This window comes from Clostridium sp. OM02-18AC (genome assembly GCF_003481825.1).
GTDB lineage: Bacteria > Bacillota > Clostridia > Lachnospirales > Lachnospiraceae > Brotaphodocola.
Genome location: NZ_QULW01000006.1, coordinates 90,617 through 110,345, shown reverse-complemented (window position 1 = coordinate 110,345; position 19,729 = coordinate 90,617). Strand labels below are relative to the sequence as shown.

17 protein-coding genes and 1 pseudogene are annotated in these 19,729 nt (G+C 48.3%); 9 read left to right on the top strand and 9 right to left on the bottom strand.

Features of this window, described 5'->3' with window-relative positions:
- Positions 1-5: 5 nt before the first annotated feature.
- Both DXB18_RS06085 and DXB18_RS06080 read left to right on the top strand, forming a co-directional pair.
- Positions 6-818 (top strand): GNAT family N-acetyltransferase, encoded by an 813-nt coding sequence (locus DXB18_RS06085; protein ID WP_118706576.1) that lies wholly within the window; start codon positions 6-8, stop codon positions 816-818.
- Positions 819-881: 63 nt separating this feature from the next.
- Entirely contained in the window at positions 882-1,361 is a 480-nt protein-coding gene (locus DXB18_RS06080; protein ID WP_243103222.1) for an 8-oxo-dGTP diphosphatase, read from the top strand.
- Here DXB18_RS06080 and DXB18_RS06075 read toward each other — a convergent pair.
- Positions 1,358-2,269 (bottom strand): LysR family transcriptional regulator, encoded by a 912-nt coding sequence (locus tag DXB18_RS06075; protein WP_118706574.1) that lies wholly within the window; start codon positions 2,267-2,269, stop codon positions 1,358-1,360. The genes DXB18_RS06080 and DXB18_RS06075 overlap by 4 nt on opposite strands.
- A 251-nt stretch (positions 2,270-2,520) precedes the next feature.
- Between DXB18_RS06075 and DXB18_RS06070 the strand changes: the two genes are divergently transcribed.
- Positions 2,521-3,675: a PrpF domain-containing protein gene (locus DXB18_RS06070; protein ID WP_118706572.1), complete on the top strand. Its 1,155-nt coding sequence runs from the start codon at positions 2,521-2,523 to the stop codon at positions 3,673-3,675.
- A gap of 14 nt (positions 3,676-3,689) precedes the next feature.
- On the top strand, positions 3,690-4,475 hold the full coding sequence (locus DXB18_RS06065; RefSeq protein ID WP_243103219.1) for an SLC13 family permease: 786 nt from the start codon (positions 3,690-3,692) through the stop codon (positions 4,473-4,475).
- Between the two features lie 39 nt (positions 4,476-4,514).
- On the opposite strand, the gene DXB18_RS06060 is transcribed toward DXB18_RS06065, so the two are convergent.
- From DXB18_RS06060 to DXB18_RS06025, 8 genes and pseudogenes are all read right to left on the bottom strand, one after another.
- Positions 4,515-5,591, bottom strand: a complete 1,077-nt coding sequence (locus DXB18_RS06060; protein ID WP_118706570.1) for a succinylglutamate desuccinylase/aspartoacylase family protein — start codon at positions 5,589-5,591, stop codon at positions 4,515-4,517.
- 32 nt (positions 5,592-5,623) lie between these two features.
- Positions 5,624-6,454: a dipeptide/oligopeptide/nickel ABC transporter ATP-binding protein gene (locus tag DXB18_RS06055; protein WP_118706568.1), complete on the bottom strand. Its 831-nt coding sequence runs from the start codon at positions 6,452-6,454 to the stop codon at positions 5,624-5,626.
- Entirely contained in the window at positions 6,448-7,386 is a 939-nt protein-coding gene (locus tag DXB18_RS06050) for an ABC transporter ATP-binding protein (protein ID WP_118706566.1), read from the bottom strand. Before DXB18_RS06050 ends, DXB18_RS06055 begins: the two co-directional genes overlap by 7 nt.
- A 3-nt stretch (positions 7,387-7,389) precedes the next feature.
- Positions 7,390-8,211 carry a nickel/cobalt ABC transporter permease gene (gene opp1C / locus DXB18_RS06045; RefSeq protein ID WP_118540213.1) on the bottom strand — a complete coding sequence of 274 codons (822 nt, stop codon included), beginning with the start codon at positions 8,209-8,211 and terminating at the stop codon, positions 7,390-7,392.
- Positions 8,212-8,213: 2 nt separating this feature from the next.
- On the bottom strand, positions 8,214-9,155 hold the full coding sequence (opp1B, locus tag DXB18_RS06040; RefSeq protein ID WP_118706564.1) for a nickel/cobalt ABC transporter permease: 942 nt from the start codon (positions 9,153-9,155) through the stop codon (positions 8,214-8,216).
- 127 nt (positions 9,156-9,282) lie between these two features.
- Positions 9,283-10,908 carry a nickel ABC transporter substrate-binding protein gene (gene nikA, locus DXB18_RS06035; RefSeq protein ID WP_118706562.1) on the bottom strand — a complete coding sequence of 542 codons (1,626 nt, stop codon included), beginning with the start codon at positions 10,906-10,908 and terminating at the stop codon, positions 9,283-9,285.
- Between the two features lie 202 nt (positions 10,909-11,110).
- A complete protein-coding gene (locus DXB18_RS06030; RefSeq protein ID WP_118706560.1) occupies positions 11,111-12,013 on the bottom strand; it encodes a LysR family transcriptional regulator in 903 nt (300 codons plus the stop codon).
- Positions 12,014-12,185: 172 nt separating this feature from the next.
- Positions 12,186-12,296, bottom strand: a pseudogene (locus tag DXB18_RS06025) (P-II family nitrogen regulator); the annotation flags it as partial.
- A gap of 402 nt (positions 12,297-12,698) precedes the next feature.
- On the opposite strand from DXB18_RS06025, the gene ispE reads away from it, so the two are divergent.
- From ispE to DXB18_RS06000, 5 genes are all read left to right on the top strand, one after another.
- Positions 12,699-13,601: a 4-(cytidine 5'-diphospho)-2-C-methyl-D-erythritol kinase gene (gene ispE / locus DXB18_RS06020; RefSeq protein WP_118706558.1), complete on the top strand. Its 903-nt coding sequence runs from the start codon at positions 12,699-12,701 to the stop codon at positions 13,599-13,601.
- The gene (locus DXB18_RS06015; protein WP_118540207.1) at positions 13,594-14,268 is read left to right on the top strand and encodes a GntR family transcriptional regulator; all 675 of its coding nucleotides are present in this window, start codon (positions 13,594-13,596) and stop codon (positions 14,266-14,268) included. Before ispE ends, DXB18_RS06015 begins: the two co-directional genes overlap by 8 nt.
- A gap of 60 nt (positions 14,269-14,328) precedes the next feature.
- Positions 14,329-16,260: a PrpR N-terminal domain-containing protein gene (locus DXB18_RS06010; RefSeq protein ID WP_118706556.1), complete on the top strand. Its 1,932-nt coding sequence runs from the start codon at positions 14,329-14,331 to the stop codon at positions 16,258-16,260.
- Positions 16,261-16,426: 166 nt separating this feature from the next.
- The gene (gene yiaK, locus DXB18_RS06005) at positions 16,427-17,440 is read left to right on the top strand and encodes a 3-dehydro-L-gulonate 2-dehydrogenase (RefSeq protein WP_243103214.1); all 1,014 of its coding nucleotides are present in this window, start codon (positions 16,427-16,429) and stop codon (positions 17,438-17,440) included.
- Between the two features lie 135 nt (positions 17,441-17,575).
- Complete coding sequence (locus DXB18_RS06000; RefSeq protein ID WP_118706552.1) at positions 17,576-19,504, top strand: PrpR N-terminal domain-containing protein; 1,929 nt, start codon at positions 17,576-17,578, stop codon at positions 19,502-19,504.
- The last annotated feature ends 225 nt before the right edge of the window (positions 19,505-19,729 follow it).

Sequence of the window (19,729 nt, the reverse complement as noted above, 5' to 3'; positions counted from 1 at the left end):
AATATATGGTTCAGAACTATACAGTTTGGGTAGAAAAGAAAGCATATCCGGTTGTGGTTTCTGACGAACGAAAAGCTCTCCTTGCCGCGAAAGCAGCGGGGAGAGCTTTTGTTGGCCTGATTCATCTGGAGGAACATGGTGGAGGAAGTCAGAAGGAAGAACGGACGGAGAAAAACCAGACATCAGAGCTTCTGCGAACAGAAAACCAGCCGGTCGAAAAGACAGCAGAGGGAAGGACGGCGAATGACATCTGGGATGCAGAGTATCTGGCAACGCCGGACGCCATCTGCCCGGAGTATTTAGAACGCATTGTGCGCCGCCACATCAGCCTCCCCTGGATCATTGCCGAAACAGACCGTCTGCTTATCCGGGAATTTACCCCGGAAGATATTGGCGCTATGCCAGAGGAGCCGGATGCCTGGTTTACACAGGAAGAACGGGAAGCCGACCAGGTCTTTTACGATGAGGAGAAATTAAAGGCTTACATCAAAAGTCAGTACCGCTTTTATGAGTATGGGATCTGGGCACTGGTGCGAAAAACAGATGGCAGGATCATCGGAAAAGCCGGGTTATCCAATGCGAAGGAGCGGGAGGCTGTAAGAGCAAATGTGCCGGAAGAAGAGTTGGAACTCGGATACCACGTCTTTCACCCCTATCGCCGCCAGGGCTATGCCGAAGAAGCATGCCGTGCGATCCTCGATTATGCAAAGAACGAACTGGATTGTCCGGTGTGTGCCTGCGTGGCAGGAGAAAATAAGGCATCAATCCGGCTTCTTCGGAAACTAAAGGTAACGTATTTTACTGTTTGTAATATGTGAACGGCAATAAAAGAATTCCCAGTTTGGAAAATAATCTGCTATGATCTGCGGAGGTATGAAAAAGTGAAGAGCTCATTGAGTACGCTATGTTATATTGAAAAAGACGGACAGTATCTGATGCTGCACCGCACTGTGAAGAAAAATGATGTAAATAAAGACAAATGGATTGGAGTCGGAGGTCATTTTGAGGCAGATGAAAGCCCGGAGGAATGTCTGCTCCGTGAAGTCTGGGAGGAGACCGGTTATACGCTGACTTCCTGGAAATACCGTGCCATGGTGACCTTTGTCTCCGGGAATGGCGTGACAGAATATATGTCACTTTTTACGGCAGATGCCTTTACCGGCGAACCGATCGCATGCAATGAGGGCGAACTGGTATGGGTCAATAAGGAAGACGTAGTAACGTTAAACATCTGGGAGGGAGATAAGATCTTCTTCCGACTTCTGAATGAACGCACGGATTTCTTCTCCCTCAAGCTTGTCTATGATGGTCACGATAAGCTGGTATCGGCTTCTCTGGATGGCAGGGAAATGGAGCTTTAGGTGAAATCTTTTACAATTTTAATGTATTCCTGCGCATGGTACGGCAGGTAACTGCCGCGCCGGTAGGCTGCCACAAAATCAACGGTGGTGCAGGTTCCCGGGCCGACGGAAAAGCAGGCAATGTCAGGCGGCGGCTGGATGTGCTTTAAATGGGTTTCAGTCACAAAACCACAGCCGTAGCCTTTTGCTACCAGCTGGATTTTTGCGGCAATGTTGCTGGTCTGCAGCTTTATGATCGGGGTGATCCCGGCCGCTTTAAAAAGCTGGTCTACCGTCTGTTGGGTCCGCTGTCCCGGAGTCTGGAACAGGAAAGGCTCGTCTTTTAAGTATTTGAGATCCATCCACGGGTATTTGCAGTCCGGCTTTTGCACGCCCATTTCCGCAAGCGGGTGATGATGCGGCAAGATCAGGAGCAGTTCCTCGTGGCTGATGATCTCGTAGTCAATATCCGGGCTTTTTACAGGCAGATTGAAAAATGCGAGATCAGCCTCTGCGTTTAACAGCATATCTTCCAGTAAATAGGAATGCGACTCCAGAATTTCCAGCCGTACATTGGGATATAAGGAATTGAAAATCGGCAGGGTACAGGGAAGCATGTAAGTGCCGCGCATGGTCGGAAAGGCAATCTTTAAGGAGCCGTAATGGTTCTTTACGATGTCGTTCATTTCCTGGTCCAGCTCTTTTTTCAGGTTCAGGATCTCGGCCGCTTTTTCTACATAGCGTTCCCCGGCATAGGTGAGAACAAAACGGTGCCCCAGCTTCCGGAACAGCTTTTGTCCAAGCTCAGCCTCCAGGTTCTGGAGAAATTTTGTAAGTGTCGGCTGGGTTACATATAAAGAATTCGCAGCCTTGGTAATATTCTGATATCTGGCGATCGCCAGGACATAAGATAAGTCTCTAAAATCCATAAAAATCCCCCCAAAATTATTTAACATGGTCATAGAATCGCGTTTTCGGTTTTGCAATCTGTGTAGGAACTGCTTGCGACCCGATATGCATATCATACCACGAACTATAGATGCGTGGAATAGTTTGAATGAAAATTATGAATTTGTATTACAGTTGGCCTCATGCTATGATAAAACCATAAAACGGTACCGGTTAAAAAGACCGGCGGCATGGCCAGCCGCCTTCACACACAGGTGATGGAGGAAACGAAATGCAGAATCAGAACGAACAGGTATATAAGCTCCCGGTGACGATCATGCGGGGAGGTACCAGCAAAGGAATTTACATATTGGAATCCGATCTCCCAAAAGATAAGGAAGCGTGGGATGAAATCCTGCTTCGTCTCATGGGAAGTCCGGATGCCAAACAGATCGATGGGCTTGGCGGTTCCCAGTCAGTAACAAGCAAGGTTGCGATCGTAAAGCGCTCACAGAGAGCAGATGCAGATGTGGATTATACCTTTGCACAGGTATCGGTTGATAAGCCGATCGTCAGCTACAAAGGAAATTGCGGAAATATTTCTTCCGGTGTTGGTCCGTTTGCATTGGAAAAAGGTCTGGTCACACCGAAAGAGAACGAGACTACCGTGCGGATCTACAACACCAATACGGGAAAAATCATTGCGGCAGATGTGAAGACCTCGGATGAAGGCGTGAATTATACAGGTGATTTTCAGATTGCCGGAGTCCCGGGAACGGCATCACCGATCCGCCTGAAATTTATAAATCCAGCTGGAACATTAGGAAAGGGTCTGCTTCCAACCGGAAATGCAGTGGATATGCTGACTGTGCCGGACTTCGGCGAGGTGGAGGTTTCCATTGTTGATGCGGCAAATCCGCTTGTTTTTGTAAAAGCAAAGGATCTGGGGCTGACCGGAAAAGAAAATCCGAATGAATTAAATGCGGATGCAGCGAAGCTGGAACTTCTGGAAACGGTGCGGGGACTTGCGGCAGTGAAACTTGGTCTGATCGATGATTATAAGAAATCAGCATGGGAAACGCCGGGGATTCCGAAGATGACCTTTGTGGCAGAGCCGGATACTTACGAAACTGCAGATGGAACAACGATCCAGAAAGAGGAAATCGATCTGCTTTCCCGGATGATGTCGATGCAGAAAACGCATCCGAGTTATGCGATGACCGGAGCCATGTGCACGGCGGCAGCAGCAGTTGTGCCGGGAAGCGTGGTAGCGCAGGTCTTAAATCCGGACACCGATACTCAGTTTATCCGCATTGGACATCCGGGCGGAGTACTGGAATGTGGAGTGGATTACCGGCCAGAGGAGAAGGAGCCGGTTATTGAAGATACGTTTGGATTCCGCACTGCCAACCTGTTAATGGAAGGCGTTGCATCAGTCAGAAGATAATGGGGGGATATACTATGGAAATGATTCGGGCAATCTTACCGCAGCTTTCTCTGCTGGTATTAATTATGGTAATCGCAGTTGGATTTGTAAAGAAAATCAATATCGGATTCTTTTCCATCGGAGCCGCCTTTTTGCTGGCGCTTCTGGGAATGGCAGTGGAGCTGCAGATCAAATCCGGCGATACCATGCGGCTGTTAAAGGCCAGCGATGTGGTAAAAGGCTTTTCCAGTTCTATGTTTGTGACGCTGGTTGGTGTTACCTTCCTGTTTGGCATGGCAGCGGTTCTGATTCTGCTTGGAGGTGCTGATGAGAAGAAAGCCATCAAGAGCATCCCGTGGGGCACCCTGATCATGATCTGCGGTGTAGGTGTACTGGTCAACATGATCAGCCTCTTAGGCGGCATCGACCTGATCTCCAACACGCTGGCTTCTTTCATGACTGAGCATACCGCAACTCCGATTATGGCAGCCACCTCCGGAATCCTGTCCTGGGTAAGCTCCACCACCGCTGTGGTGATGCCAACCCTGTACCCGATCTCCGCGGAAATCTGCCAGCGCTTCGCCGGAGTGAATTATGTAGAACTGATCGCAGCGATCACGGCAACCTCCTTCGCAGCAGCCATCAGCCCGCTTTCTACCGGAGGTGCCATCATCATGTCCTCCTACTCCGCAGCCCGTGAGACCACCACCGAGGAAATGAACAAAATGTTCTACACCCTGTTCCTGCTTTCCGTAGCCAATGTATGTGTCAACGTGGTTATGGCAGCAGTCGGAGTATTTGGACTGGGCGGACTCTTTTGAATCCAATATGGTTACTGTTCACGCATGCGTGCCCAGCAACTAAATATGCTCCAACCTTCCGAATGCGACCAGCGGATCCCCGGATTTTACACCGAGACTTAAGGTGAAATAGAGGATGACACCGTCAAACGGGGCAATGCAGCGAAAGATTTCTTTGCCGGAAACATCGTTCAGAGTGCCAAGCAGGGCACCTTTTGGAACGGTTTTTCCGGCTTTTTTCATGGCAGGATACCAGAAACCGTCGGAAGGCGCTTCTGCATAAAGTGTTTCGCGGATTTCGGTTTGTTCGGAAGGCGCTTCTGCATAAAGCGCATCGCGGATTTCGGTTTGTTCGGAATGTGACTCTGCAGAACGTGAGTCGTTGATTTCAGTTGGTCTTGAAAACGCTTTTGTACGAAGCGATGTCTGCTCTTGCTGGTTATCAGTTGCTTGTGAGACAGAAAGTATCCCAAGATGCTCCATCATCTCATATACATTATGTTTGCATGCAGCAACTTCCTCTTTGTTCCACAGCCCGCGCTCTCCGCGCTCTACCAGCAGGGCCGGGATCCCGCATTGTGCGGCCCAGCTGTAGAGACCGTTTTTTGAGGTGGAGGCAACCCGGTAAGGAACCGAGAGGGCGGCTGCGGCCAGAGCGGATTGCGTTGCAAGCTTTTCCGGCACTGCCGTTGGAAAGAAAATCAGCGGAGTCAGTGCTTCGTTGACATCTCCGCCGTGCAGATCCATCAGAAAATCCGCCTCCGGGTACAGGGTTTCCTCCAGAACCTTTGCGAGCTGGCTGGAAAAGGTCTCTTCTTTACTTCCGGGAAACATCCGGTTTAGATTCTGGCCGTCGGATGGAATGATCTGTTTTGCACCGTGGTAGAAGCCTTCCGGGTTTACCAGAGGCAGAAGGATCAGACGCCCAGAAAGATTGTCAGGCTCTAATTCGTTTCCAAGGCTGCGGAGTGCTTCGATGCCGACGTATTCGCAGCCATGTACTCCGGCGGTAACCACCAGTGTTTTTCCGGGGTGGCTGCCGCAGATGACGGTCATTTGGATGGGATAGGGGCTGGTGACAGGCAGCAGAAGTGTTTGTTTTGCTCCAGTGCCGGCTTTTAAGTCAGACAGTCTCATAGATATAAGATCTCCTTTTGCTACATTTATCATTACTCAAATTCAATGATAGAGCTCAAAAGTTTTTGCGCATACGCATCTTTTGTTTCCGCGATGCGGGATACCGGAATGTGCTCTGTAACATGACCATGATAAAGAAACAGCACATCATCACAAAGATAGGTCACAGAAGTCAGGTCGTGTGTGATGAAAATATAGGTCAGGCCAAGCTTTTCTTTCAGGTCGCGCAGCAGGTCCATGATCTGTACCTGGGTGTGCGCATCGAGAGAAGAAATTGCCTCGTCAAACAGAATGATTTCCGGCTGGCAGGCCACCGCCCGCGCAATGCAGACACGCTGCAGCTGTCCCCCGGAGAGTTCATGCGGGTAGCGGTCCGCATAGGAGGCATTGAGACCGACAAGCTCTAAAAGATGGCTGGTTTCTTCCTGCCGGTTCCATTTTGCCGGAGTGCCAGGCTGTGCGGTATTCGTGATGCCTGCAATGCCGCCGTTGTTTTTCTGGTTCCGTTCCCTTGCTGCAAGTCCTTCTGCAATGATCTCTTTTACCCGGAACCGTGGATTGGCGGAGGTCGTGTAGTCCTGGAAGACGACGCTTAAGCGTTTCTGGAGATTCTTGCGTCCACTCCGGGAAGCATAGACAGAGGTGCCGTGGATCCGTACTTCTCCGCGGTCTGGTTTTAACAGCCCGCAGATCACACGGCCCAGGGTGGATTTCCCGCTTCCGGATTCGCCCAGGATGCCGAGACAGGTCCCCTGTGGAACGCGCAGGGATACATCAAAGAGAATCTGGTCACGGCTGGTGCCGAAGAGTTTTTCCTGGCGTTCACTGCGGAAGCTGACACAGATGTCGTTTAATTCTAGCATGCGGCATTCTCCTTTCTATTCAAAATCTGGCTTTCGTCCAGAAACTGTTTCTCATTCAGAAGTCCTTTTTCATTCAAAACCTGGCTTCTATTCAGGATCTGGTTTTGGCTCAAAATTGGGTCTCCGTGCAAAACCTGGCGGTAGCGGTGCATCACGGCAGAACGTTTTTCTACCAGCATCCGGGTGTATGGATCGTTGGCATGCATGAGAATGTGTTCGAAGGTCCCGCTGTCCACGATATGTCCGCTGTTCATGACCAGAACGCGGTCAGCCACTTTTGAAATCGCACCCAGGTCATGCGTGATAAACAGCATGGCGGTGTGTTTTTCTTTTTTGATCTGGACAAATTCCTCTAAAATCTCGTACTGGGTGATCGCATCAATGGCGGTGGTAGGCTCATCGGCGATCAGAAGTTCCGGCTCTAAGGCCATGGCGATGCCGATCATGATACGCTGCAGCATACCTCCGGAGAGCTGGTGCGGATATTTTTCCAGTACTTCCTCCCCGTTTCGGATCCGCATCTGCGCCAGAATTTCCAGAGAGTGGGAGCGGATTTCCTGTGCGCTCCATGTGGTATGGGTGGCGAAGGTCTCGGCCATCTGGCTTCCGATGCGGTAGAGCGGGTCAAAGCAGGTCATGGGATTTTGCAGCACCATGGTGATGCGGCTGCCGCGCAGACGGCGCAGCTCTTCTTTGGATTCCCGCAAAAGATCCTGCCCGTCGAAGATGGCACGGCCGGAAATCTGGAAATTTTTGTCCAGCAGACCGAGCACAGACTTTACGGTCATGCTTTTTCCGCTTCCAGATTCTCCGAGAATGCCCAGACATTCGCCGGGATGGACTTCAAAGCTTACCTCTTTCACCAGCTTTTTGGAACTTTTACGCTGGGTGAGTGTTACATTTAAATTTTCAACCTTTAAGATCGCAGACATGGATTACAGCACCTCCTTTGGATCCAGCACATCGCGGATGGCATCGCCCATCAGGTTAAAGGCAGATACCAGAATGACAATGGCGATACCCGGCACCAGCATCTGCGCCGGATTGCTGGTCAGGACATTTTTCGCTTCACTGAGCATGGCACCCCATTCCGGGGTAGGAGCCTGGACACCGAGTCCCAGAAAGGACAGGGTAGAAATGTTGATGATGGCCCAGCCGACATCGAGGGAAGAAAGCACAGCCAGGTCAGCCGCGATGGAAGGGACCAGATGCCGGAAGAGGATGAAACGTTCCGGTGTGCCGATGCAGCGGGAAAACTGGACAAAGTTCCGGTCGCGGTACTGCATGACACCGGTGCGGATCATGCGGGCGTACCAGGCCCACTTGATGAAGACATTGGCCAGGATCACGTTCTGCACGTTGATGCCAAGGAGTGCCACAACGGCAAATACCATGATCTGGCTCGGAAAGGAAAGCATTACATCAACCACGCGCATGATCAGCTCCTCCGTGATCCCGCGGAAATATCCGGCTAAAAGTCCCATCAGGGCGCCCAGGCCGATGGTGCCAAGCATGGTAAGGACAGCCAGACCCAGCGTCGGCCGGATGCCGTAGATCATGCGGGAGAGAATGCAGCGTCCCAGATTGTCCGTTCCAAGCGGATATTCCCTGCTGAAGTGCGCAAATTTGTTGAGAATGTTGGTGGCATATGGGTCGTGCGGGGCAATGACCGGAGCAAAAATTCCGATAAGGGCCACGATCAGAACCAGGCTGACTGTACCGACGGCCGTTTTATTATGAAGAAAACGATGAAGCATGATTAGTGACTCTCCTTTCTCATACGTGGATCCGACACTGTCTGAAGGATATCGAACAGCAGATTAAATACAACGAATAAAACACCGATCAAAAGTACATAGGTCTGGATGACCGGGTAATCGCGGTTGAAAATAGAACTGATGCAAAGCGTTCCAAGTCCCGGCCATGCAAACACGTTTTCCACGACAATGGTTCCGGAGATCAGCTGCGGAATGCTCATACCGATGGCGACGATGCAGGTGTGCATGGAGTTTTTCAGGATATGTTTTACCAGGATGGATTTCTGCGGAAGTCCGCGCACATTGGCGTAGAGTACATAATCCTGTTTCATGTTTTCCAGCATGTTGTTGCGGATCAGACGGATGTAGGTGGAAATATAGCTTAACGATACGGTGAAAGCGGGGAGAATCAGATGTTTCAGGGTCCCGTTTCCGCTGGTCGGCAGAAGATCCAGCTTAATGGAAACCAGCCACATCAAGAGTAGTCCAACCCAGTAAGCAGGCATAGCGGTAGTCATAAAGACGATGCCGCGCATGATCCGGTCAAACCAGCCATCTTTGTATACGGCACAAAGAAAGCCAATCGGCAGGCTTAAGAGGATCACCATGACCAGGGACGCTCCGGCAAGCTGCAGGGTGGCAGGCATGCAGCGGAGCAGTTCTCCGGCAACGGTACGGGTCGGATTGACGTAGCTGATGCCGAAATTGCCGCGCAGGCAGTCAAGCACCCAGGTGAAGTAGCGCACCAGATAAGGTTTGTCGAGACCCAGTTCTGCGCGGACCTCGGCAATGGCCTCCTCTGTGATGATCGGGACCTGGCGGACACGCAGGGCAACCTCTGCCGGATCAGACGGGATCAGGTTGATAAATACAAAGCATACAAATGATATAATAAGAAGAAGCGGGATCGCAGACAGGATCCGTTTTATGATATATGGTTTCAAGATAATACCTCCCATGGAAAAACAGATATGTCAGTCACAAAGACACAACATGCAATGCAAGGAAAGCCGCCTCAAAGGAGACGGCTTCCTGTATAGGTTTCGCTGATTTGAAGTTTTTTCATCCGCCTTAGAAGGAGAAATCCTGGAACGGAACCTCGTACTGGGTCTGGGTGAAGTGGAAGCCTTTCATATCGGAGCGGTAGATTGCCTTGTTGCATTCGTAGGTCAGCGGGATGTAGACCGCATCTTCATGCAGATGGGTCAGCACGTAGGTGTAAAGCTCCTGACGCCGTGCCTCATCGGTCGTGATGAGGATTTCGGTAATGGCAGAGTCGATCTCAGCCTTATCCTCAAGACCAAGCTGTGCTGCATAGTCACCGTATACCGGGGCGCGCATTGCCGCAAGGGAAGACTGCGGATCGTACGGGGTACCCCAGCAGATGTTGAACACCATGTCAAAGTTACCGGCCTTCATGTTATCGCGGTAAGACTGTTCCTCCTCGCCGTGGATATTTAAGGAAACACCAATGGTCTGGTATTCGCTCTGCAGATACTCAGCAATGGACTTCTCAGTTACACTGTCACTGTTGTAGAGCAGGTCAATGTTTAACTGCTTGCCGTCTTTTTCACGGACATTGCCGGAACCCATTTTCCAGCCAGCATCATCAAGAATCTGTCCTGCAAGGGTTAAGTCGTAGGCATACGGCTCCAGATCGATGTTGCAGTATGGGACTGTGGTGGCAAATAAGGTATCAGCCGGTTTTTCCAGACCGTAAAAGATACCGTCAGAGATATTCTGCTTGTTGGTCGCATGCTGAAGGGCAATGCGGACTTCCTTCTCGGAGAGAATGTCAGAGGTGGTATTCAGGACGATCTGTCTGGTAGAGGTCGGATCAGAGAGCTCCACGGTGAATTTATCACTGTCTAAATACTGGTTGATCGCATCTGCATCAATCATATTCTTTCCGAAGATCATATCGATCTCGCCTTTTTCCAGTGCCAGGATACGGGTCTGGTTATCCGGGATAACCTTTACGGTAATGGTTTTGATCGCCGGCTGCTCGCCCCAGTAGGTCGGGTTTGCTTTGAATACGGCATACTCGTCGGTCACGAACTCATCCAGCACATACGGACCGGTACCGATGTAAGCCTCCACGCCGTCCTTGGTGCTTCCGTCTTTCATGGCTTTCGGAGAGATCATGGCGAACGGTCTGGTAACGCCGAGTTCGGTTAAGAGCGGATAATACGGCTCAGACAGTTCGATCACAAAAGTATTTTCATCCGGAGCGCTTACGCCGACTAACAGATGCATCATCTCCAGCCAGGTGTGGCGGTCTTTATTCTCCAGGATTGCATCGAAGTTTGCCTTGATCGCGTACGCGTCACATTTCTCACCATCGGAGAAGGTGACACCCGGGCGGATGTGGAAGGTGTATACCTTACCATCCTCGCTGACATCCCAGCTTTCCGCCAGGCAGCCTTCAAAGCCATCGGCGGTGATGTTGACAAGACCCTCGTAGAGCATTTCCTGTGCGTACATCTCGCCGGCATATAAATGCGGGTTTAAATCGCGGATATCGCGGTAGTTTACAAAGACCAGGTCTTCTTTTTTTGTATCAGCAGTTCCCGTTGTCTCTGCGGAAGAATCCGCAGCAGTGGTGGATGCAGAGTCAGACGCGGATGAACCGCAGCCGCTTAATACGGCGGTGCCTAAGAGACCTGCAAGAAGCAGAGTGCCCCATCTTTTTTTCATAATCAGTTTCCTCCTGTGTAAAAAAATAAGTAATTGCCGTGGCACTGTTTGGTATAGGATAACAGCAACACAAACAACTAGGTTTCGATTGGTCCGGCTTATGCGGACGTCTGGAAGTATAACACAGGTTAGCGGTTGCTTACTACTGATGAATTTGGAGGGGCTTAGTTATTCTAAATTGTTATAACCAGAAGAAATTTTGTTAGAGGATTGCCTGAAAGTTGCGGATAAACCACTTGGCAGCTTCACTTAAGCTTCCTTCCTCCGGGCAGATGTAGCCGATCAGCAGAAACGGTTCGCAGTTATTGATCTGAAGCTGCTGCACATCGTACTGCTTGTACTGGTCATGAAGAAAATTGATGCCGAGACTGCAGACATCGGTGTTCATCAACAGGTTGATGGTCAGGTGGTCGCTGTTGGTGTAGACAGAATAATGAAGCTGTTCCGTGCTGATCGCTCCCAGGCTGACATGGCTTAAATGGTGCTCGACCGAGAAAAAGTCACGGACACCGCGCACAAAAGAAAGGCTGGAGAGCTCCTGAAAATCAATGCTTTCATCGTGGTAGCGCGGATGATGCGGACCAACATAGACACAGGCTTCTTTCACATCCAGGGGGATAAATTTCAGCTTTTTGTGGGAAAGGATATGCTGGAACTGGTGCAGCTGTTTCTGCGCGATATAGACAATGCCAATCTCAGAAAGCCCCTGTGCTACCCGGTTGCTGATTTCTTCCACCGTTCCCTCAGAGTGTTCCACAATATAGGAACTCCCCATTTCTTTATAAAAATCGGTGAGAAGACGGGAAATCATATTGCTGGGATACGTGGCAAGACTGAATTTCTTTCCCTGGTTGTGGTCACTCAGGGAATCGATCAGGCTGACATTGTGAAGAATATTCTGGGCATATTCCCGCACAGCTTCCCCGTATGGGGTGATGCGGATCCCGCGGCTGCTGCGCTCAAAAAGCGGGCGCCCCAGTTCCTTTTCCAGAGAGCTGATCACCTTGCTGACATTGGGCTGGGTGGTGTAAAGACATTCCGCGGCCTGGTTAAAGCTGCCTTTCTCACAGGTGATCATAAAATATTCCAACTGTCGTAGTTCCATAAAATCCTCCGTATGCGATGTGAGCGCAGATTGTTGTATTGAATAAAGTAAGCATATGCTAACCACTATAGCAGAAAAAAAGACGGGAGACAACCGCCAGACGGTGGTGTCTCCCTGAAAATAACTCATATTGAGAAAAAAACTCATTTATTATACGATTTCTATTTATCAATCCGGAACCCATAATATTACTGATCATAAGATCATGGGCGCCGCAGCTGTCCAGAATACCTTTTAAGTCTTCCAGTTTTTCGGGTTTGATGATGATTTCCAGCTTTTTCATACAAAACCAGTCTCCTTCACTGTAATGGGGATTTTTATATTTATTTCCGATATACAAAAAGGGGCGCTCCAGTCACTGACCGGAACGCCCTTGTTCTTGCACTTGCGATATACGAAATAAATATGTGCTTTATTATAGCAAAGTTTTTTTGAAAGTCAATGACATTTTTTGGATGGATTTTTGAACTGTTTTGTCAAAAAGTGACAAAAGCGAAAAGAATAGCAAAATACCTTGCAGATTTCGTGCATCCGCACTATAATATACTGTATACAATGTAACAGATAAATACAATCAGCAAAAGAAGTCGTCCGGATCGTCGAAATTCACTTACCAGACACGCGAGCGGATCGTGAACAGTCGCAAAATTTGGTGTGACGGGCAGCTTTCAAACGGAGAAAAGCTATGATAAAGCATTTAAGTCTCAAGGCATACGGCAAGATTAATCTTGGCCTTGACGTACTTCGCAGGCGGGAAGATGGTTATCATGATGTACGCATGATCATGCAGACAGTCGGCATTTTTGACCGGGTGGATCTGGTCTGGAAAGAGGAACCGGGAATCCAGGTCGAAACAAACCTCTATTATCTGCCAGTAAATGAAAACAATCTGGTTTATAAGGCGGCAAAGCTTCTGATGGATGAATTTCAGGTTCAGAATGGTCTTCTGATCCGCTTGAAAAAATTCATTCCGGTGGCAGCCGGTATGGCAGGCGGAAGCAGTGACGCAGCCGCGGTGTTGTTCGGCGTAAACAAAATGTTCCGTTTGGGGCTGACAACAAAACAGCTGATGGAACGTGGCGTAAAGATCGGGGCAGATGTTCCTTATTGTATTTTGCGTGGAACCGCTCTTTCCGAAGGAATTGGCGAGGTACTGACAAAGCTTCCTCCGGTTCCACAGTGTCAGGTCCTGGTGGCAAAGCCGGGGATCAATGTATCCACAAAATTTGTATATGAAAATCTGCATGCCAATGACCTGCGTCCGGAACAACATCCGGATATCGATGGAATGATCCAGGCAATTGAACATCAGGATCTGATGGGGATTGCCGGAAAACTGGGAAATGTTCTGGAAACGGTTACTGTGAAGGAATACCCGGTCATTCAGGAAATCAAAGATAAGATGCTGGAATATGGCGCGGTCGGTTCCTTGATGAGCGGAAGCGGACCAACGGTATTTGGACTGTTCACAAATCCGAAGGCGGCGCAGGATGCTTATGAAGAATTACGTTTTGGAAAATCCGCGGAACTGGCAAAACAGGTGTATTTGACGAATTTTTACAATCAGAAGGAGAAAAATCATGGATAACAAGCTGAAAGTTAATATGAATGAATATCTGCCGCTGCGCGATGTCGTATTCAATACGTTGCGTCAGGCAATCTTAAAAGGCGAACTGGAGCCAGGCGAGCGCCTGATGGAGATTCAGCTTGCAGACCGTCTGGGCGTCAGCCGTACCCCGATCCGTGAAGCAATCCGGAAACTGGAACTGGAAGGACTGGTTCTCATGATTCCGCGTAAAGGTGCTGAGGTTGCAAAAATTTCCGAAAAGAGTCTGCGCGATGTGCTGGAAGTTCGCCGTTCCTTAGAAGAACTGGCAATCGAACTGGCATGCCAGCGCATGACCGAGGATGATATCAAAGAACTGGAAGAGGCACAGGAGGCATTCCGCAGCGCCATCCAGAGCGCAGACGCCATGACCATCGCAGAGACGGATGAGCATTATCACGACATCATTTACAATGGAACCGGCAATAACCGTCTGGTCCAGATCCTGAACAATCTGCGCGAGCAGATGTACCGTTACCGCCTGGAGTACATCAAAGATGCAGACAAACGCCAGATCCTGGTTGTGGAGCATGATTATATCTTAAAAGCCATCCGTTCCAGACATGTGGCAGAGGCGAAGAAAGCCATCCGTGAGCACATCGACAATCAGGAAATCACGGTTTCCAGGAATATCAAAGAGCAGCAGTAAACAAATCTGTGCCGCCCGCCGTTTTGGCGTGGCGGCATATTTTAAAAATGAGGTAAACGAGTGGGAAAGATAGCACTTCTGGTGTCCAGGGAGGAAATGATCCACCAGGCCCATAACATTCTGCAGGAAAAAAAATTTGAAATCCAGGAAATGCGGGTGATTCATACCGAAAATACGGTTATGGAGGCGCGCCGTTCCATTGCCGACGGGGCAACTATTATCATTGCCCGCGGACTTCAGGCATCCATTATCAAACAGTATACGGACACACCGGTTGTTGAGATTGTTCTGACTGCGCAGGAGATGGCGCTTCTTGTCATGCGCGCCAAGCAGATCGCCGGGAAGGAAAAACCGGTTGTTGCAGTGGTAGGGTTCCGCAATATGTTCTGTGATATGGCCTATTTCGACGAACTTTACAATATTGAATTGAAAACCTACTTTGCAGATCAGGGAGCTGAACTTCCGGTAGCGGTGCGCAAAGCAATTTCCGATGGCGCAGATGTCGTGATCGGTGGTGATACGGCGGTTTCCATTGCAACGGAAGCCGGGGTTCCATCCCTCTTTTTGTCCATGACCGAGGATTCCATGCGTCAGGCATTTTCCACAGCGGAAAACATGGAATATGCCATGAATGTGGAAAAGAAAACCGCAGCACAGCTGGAAACGCTGTTAGACTATTCCTACAGCGGCGTCATCCGTCTGGATGGAAGCGGGATCATTACTGCGGTAAACCCGCTCATGGAAGATATGATCGGAAAAACAGAAGCAGAGTTAAAAGGTCAGAATATCCGCAAAGCAGCACCGATGATCGGGGAAGAGGCATGGAACCGGGTATTTCAGGAAGGAGAAGACTATTCGCTGTTCTTTGAGTGGAACCAGACTCCGATCTTCGCAGTACTTGCCCCGGTCTTATATGAGTCCCGTGTAGACGGAGCCATTGTTACCTGCCACAAAATGAAAAAGAAGACGGTGACACCGGAAAAATCCCGCAGCAGCCAGAAGCGGGACATCAGCCGTGTTTTGCCGCCGCTGGTCCAGTTTGAAGATATTTTGCAGAAGTCAAAAGCCATGCAGGAGTGTATCCGCAAGGCAAACCTGTATGCACTGTCCGAACATCCGGTGGTTCTGATCGGAGAACCCGGGACAGAAAAGCGCATGCTTGCAGAAAGTATCCATAACAGCAGTGTCCGCGCACAGGGACCATTTCTGGATGTACCGTGCGAAGGTCTTTCCGGGGAGGAACAGAAAAATATGATCTTCGGAAACCGCGGCGCGGTGCTCCAGGTACAGGGAGGAACGCTTTTGCTTCGTGACGTGGAAGAACTGACAGCGGCAAACCAGTACCGTCTCTATCAGCTGATCCGTTTTCGCGTTTGTCATGGCGCAGATATCGGAAGCCTGCGGAAGGTCGATGTGCGTGTCATGGTGACGATCGGCTGTCCGCTTTCTGAACTGATGGAAGAAGGAAAAATCAGTCCGGATCTTTATTATTTGTTATCTGGACTGGAACTGTTTGTCCCACCGCTTCGGGAACGCAAAGAGGATCTGCTCGAAAAGATTGAAGACACACTCCACGACTGCTGTGAGCATTATTCCCGATACCATGTACTGACAAAAGGTGCCATGGAGATTCTGCTGAATTATCCCTGGAAAGGAAATCTGTTTCAGATCGAGAGCTTTTGTGAGCGCCTGATCCTGATGGCAGGAAAGCGTTCGATTGATGAGATCGCGGTGCGAAAACTGCTGGAAGAGCTTTACCCGGAACGATCAGTTGGGCAGGAGAACAAAACAAAACAGGGAACCGGACTGCAGGAAGCAATGCAGCAGGAAACCGTGCAGAGCCTTCCGGATGAGGCAGTCAAAATAAAAGAACTGCTGCACAAATTCAGTGGGAGCAGGGAGAAAACCGCACAGGCACTTGGCATCAGCAAGGCAACCTTGTGGAGACATATGAAGAAGTATGGAATAGCAGGTGAAAAAAGACTGCAATAAAATATTTCAAATTTTCATAATATGAAAGAATAAATGAAATCAAATGCTCTATGTATAAGAAAATCAATGGAGTTTGTGGATTCTGTTTCTTGTTATTTCTTGTATTTATCGATAGAATCTAAAAACAGTGATGACAGAATGCTACAAAATCTGGGAGGTTGATACAATGCGAGTAGCGTTTGATGAAGTGAAAAATACAATAAAACAAGCATTATTAAATCTTGGAGTAACGGAAACAGAAGCAGAAATCTGTGCACAGATTCACACAGAATCCAGTGCTGACGGGGTAGAAAGTCATGGATTAAACCGTATCCCACGTTTTGCAGATTATGTAAAAAAAGGATGGATCAATTTATCTGGAAAACCGGAACTTGTCGGTGCTAAAGGCGCTGTGGAAAATTATGATGGACATATGGGGATTGGTATTACGAACGCAATCTTTTGTGCAAATCGAGCCGTGGAATTGGCAAAGGAACATGGCATCGGTTGTGTTGCGCTGAAAAACACGACTCACTGGATGCGAGGCGGTACTTATGCATGGCGTATGGCGGAAGCAGGTTATATGGGAATCAGCTGGATCAACACGGAAAGCTGTATGCCGCTCTGGGGCAGCGATGAGCAAAGTGTTGGAAATAACCCGTTTTGCATTGCGATTCCACGGGAAGCCGGTCCGATTGTTTTGGACATGGCGATGAGTCAGTATGCATATGGAAAACTTGGTGTATACAGGCTTGCTGGTAAACAGCTTCCGTATCCGGGTGGTTTTGATGAAAATGGTAATCTGACAACGGATCCAGGTGCTATCGAGAAAACCCGCAGAATTCTTCCGACCGGTTACTGGAAGGGCAGCAGCATGGCGATTGCACTTGACATGGCGGCAGCACTTATGGCAAATGGCATGAGTGGTTCTGACATGGATGAGTATGGAAAAGGCAGTTGTGGTGGCAGTTGTCAGATCTTTATTGCTTATGATCCATATCTGTTTGGAAGCAAAGAAGAAATTCAGGATATGCTGAATCACCGTGTTGCCGCTGCAGACGCTGCTCACCCGGTTACCGAGGGCGAGCATGTAACCTGCCCCGGTGAGCGGACTTTAGCAACCCGTGCAAAGAGCATGCGGGAAGGTGTTCATGTAGATGATTCCGTCTGGGCGCAGGTTCAGAAGCTGGCTGCAGTTTAAAATGCGTTAGAAATAAAATAGGCATTATTTTGATTTAGGTATACTGTAAATGAAAACAGTATGCCTTTTTCGTTTCTTGCATAGCTGAAAAGAGAACGTTATAATGAGCGAAGGACGTTTGAAAAGGAGAAATATATGGGAAAAATAGCACTGTTTTTACCAAAAGAAGAAATGTTGTATCAGGCACATAATCTGTTGCAGGACTATGATCTTGAGGTGGAAGAAGTAAAAATAACGAATCCCGGTATGGTTTTGGATGAGGCAAAAAAAGTAGCGGAATATGGGGTGTCCATTATCATTACACGAGGAATGCAGGCTTCTCTGTTAAAACAGTATACTTCCATACCGATTGTCGAAATTACGATGACAGCTCAGGAAATGGCACTTTTGGTAGTTAAGGCAAAGCGTATCATTGGGAAAGAAATTCCAAGGATTGGTTTGGTTGGTTTCCGTAATATGTTTAATGATATGTCTCATTTTAATGAATTATATGAGGTAGACTTTCGATCGTATTTTGTGGATAACAGTGACGAAATCCCCGGACTGGTGCAAAGGGCAGTCAATGAACAGTGTGATCTGGTGATTGGCGGGGAGTCGGTTTTAAAAATTACAGAGCAGCTTCAGGTGAAATCTCTGTACCTGTCTTCTACGGAAGAATCGTTGCATCAGGCATTGGAAATGGCAAAACGAATGGACTATGCCATGAGTGTGGAAAAACGTTCGGTAGCCCAATTAGAGACGCTGATTGATTATTCCGATAATGGGATTATTCAGATCGATGGAAATGGGATAATTGTGTCATCGAATGCGATGATGGAAGGCTTAATTCAGAAGCAGGAGGAAGAAATTACCGGAAAACTGATTTATGATATTTTCCCGGAAATCAAAAAAGAGGCAATGCTTGAAATCCTTGCTGCGGGAAAAGATTATTCCTTTCAAGCTGAACGGAATAATACGCAGCTGTTTACTATGGTTGCCCCGATCGTAGTAGATGGAAGTGTGGACGGTGCAATTGTGACTTGTCATAGGATGAGAAGACCACAGATGGAGCGGACGGAACAGGAGACAAATGCAGATAGAAAAAAATATGCGCCGGTGATGGCACAGTTTTCTGATATCATCCAGTATTCGGAAGTTATGCAGGAATGTGTCCAAATGGCTAAGCTGTTTGCGTATTCAGAACAGCCGGTTGTTTTAAGAGGAGAGCCGGGAACTGAAAGACGAATCATTGCCGAAAGTATTCATAACAGCAGTCAGCGAAAGACGGGACCATTTCTGGATATTCCATGCGAGGGTTTGGATGATACAGAACAGTGGAATGTTATTTTTGGAGAAAATGGAGCAGTTCAGCAGGCACAGGGAGGCACCCTGCTCTTGCAGGATGCAGATCAGCTTTCTTTCCCGAACCAGTATCGGCTGTATCAATTGATTCGTTTTCATGTTTACTATGGTGCGAAAATGGGAACCCTGCGAAAACGGGATGTCCGCGTGATCGCAACAGTCAGTCAGCCACTGCATGAGTTGGTAAAATCCGGTAAAATGAGAAAAGATCTGTTTTACTTGCTTTCTGGTCTGGAACTTGAGATTCCACCGCTGAGAGAAAGAAAAGAAGACCTTCGTTATAAAATTACCCAGGCATTTCAAAAGAGCTGTGATCATTATTCTCATTATCACATTTTAACAGAGGGAGCCAAAATTGTGCTGCAGCGTTACTCATGGCCGGGAAATCTTTTTCAGATTGAAAGTTTCATGGATCGGCTTGTGCTGACAGCGAAAAAACGTGTATTTGATGAAGTTGCAATTGTATCGCTTCTCAAAAATCTGTATCCGGATGAGACTGGAGAGACCATGGGGGAGATTTCGGAAAATTCAATCTATGCACAGCTGCTGCAGACTGGAAAGAAGGAAGAAACGTATACTGCGTTGGTTCATTCTGAAGAATCAGACAAGATACAGGAAACCCTCCGGCTTTTCTGTGGAAACCGTGAAAAAACAGCGGAGGCGCTTGGAATCAGCAAGGTTACCTTATGGAGACGCATGAAAAAATATGGGATTGAAGTTTAGATGGAAACTGAAATGAAAACGGAAATGTAATATAACTTATCATGCGTGAAATGAATTTTTACGGCAGTGAAATAAAAATTGAAAACATAGATAAGGTGAATAACAAGAAATCAGGTTTTTCGTATCTTTGCCGATTGTTTTGACAAAACCGCAACAGTATAATGGCACGTGTAAGGGAAAAAGAACAGAAATCGCAAAAAAAGATATCTGTTTTTACAGAAATTA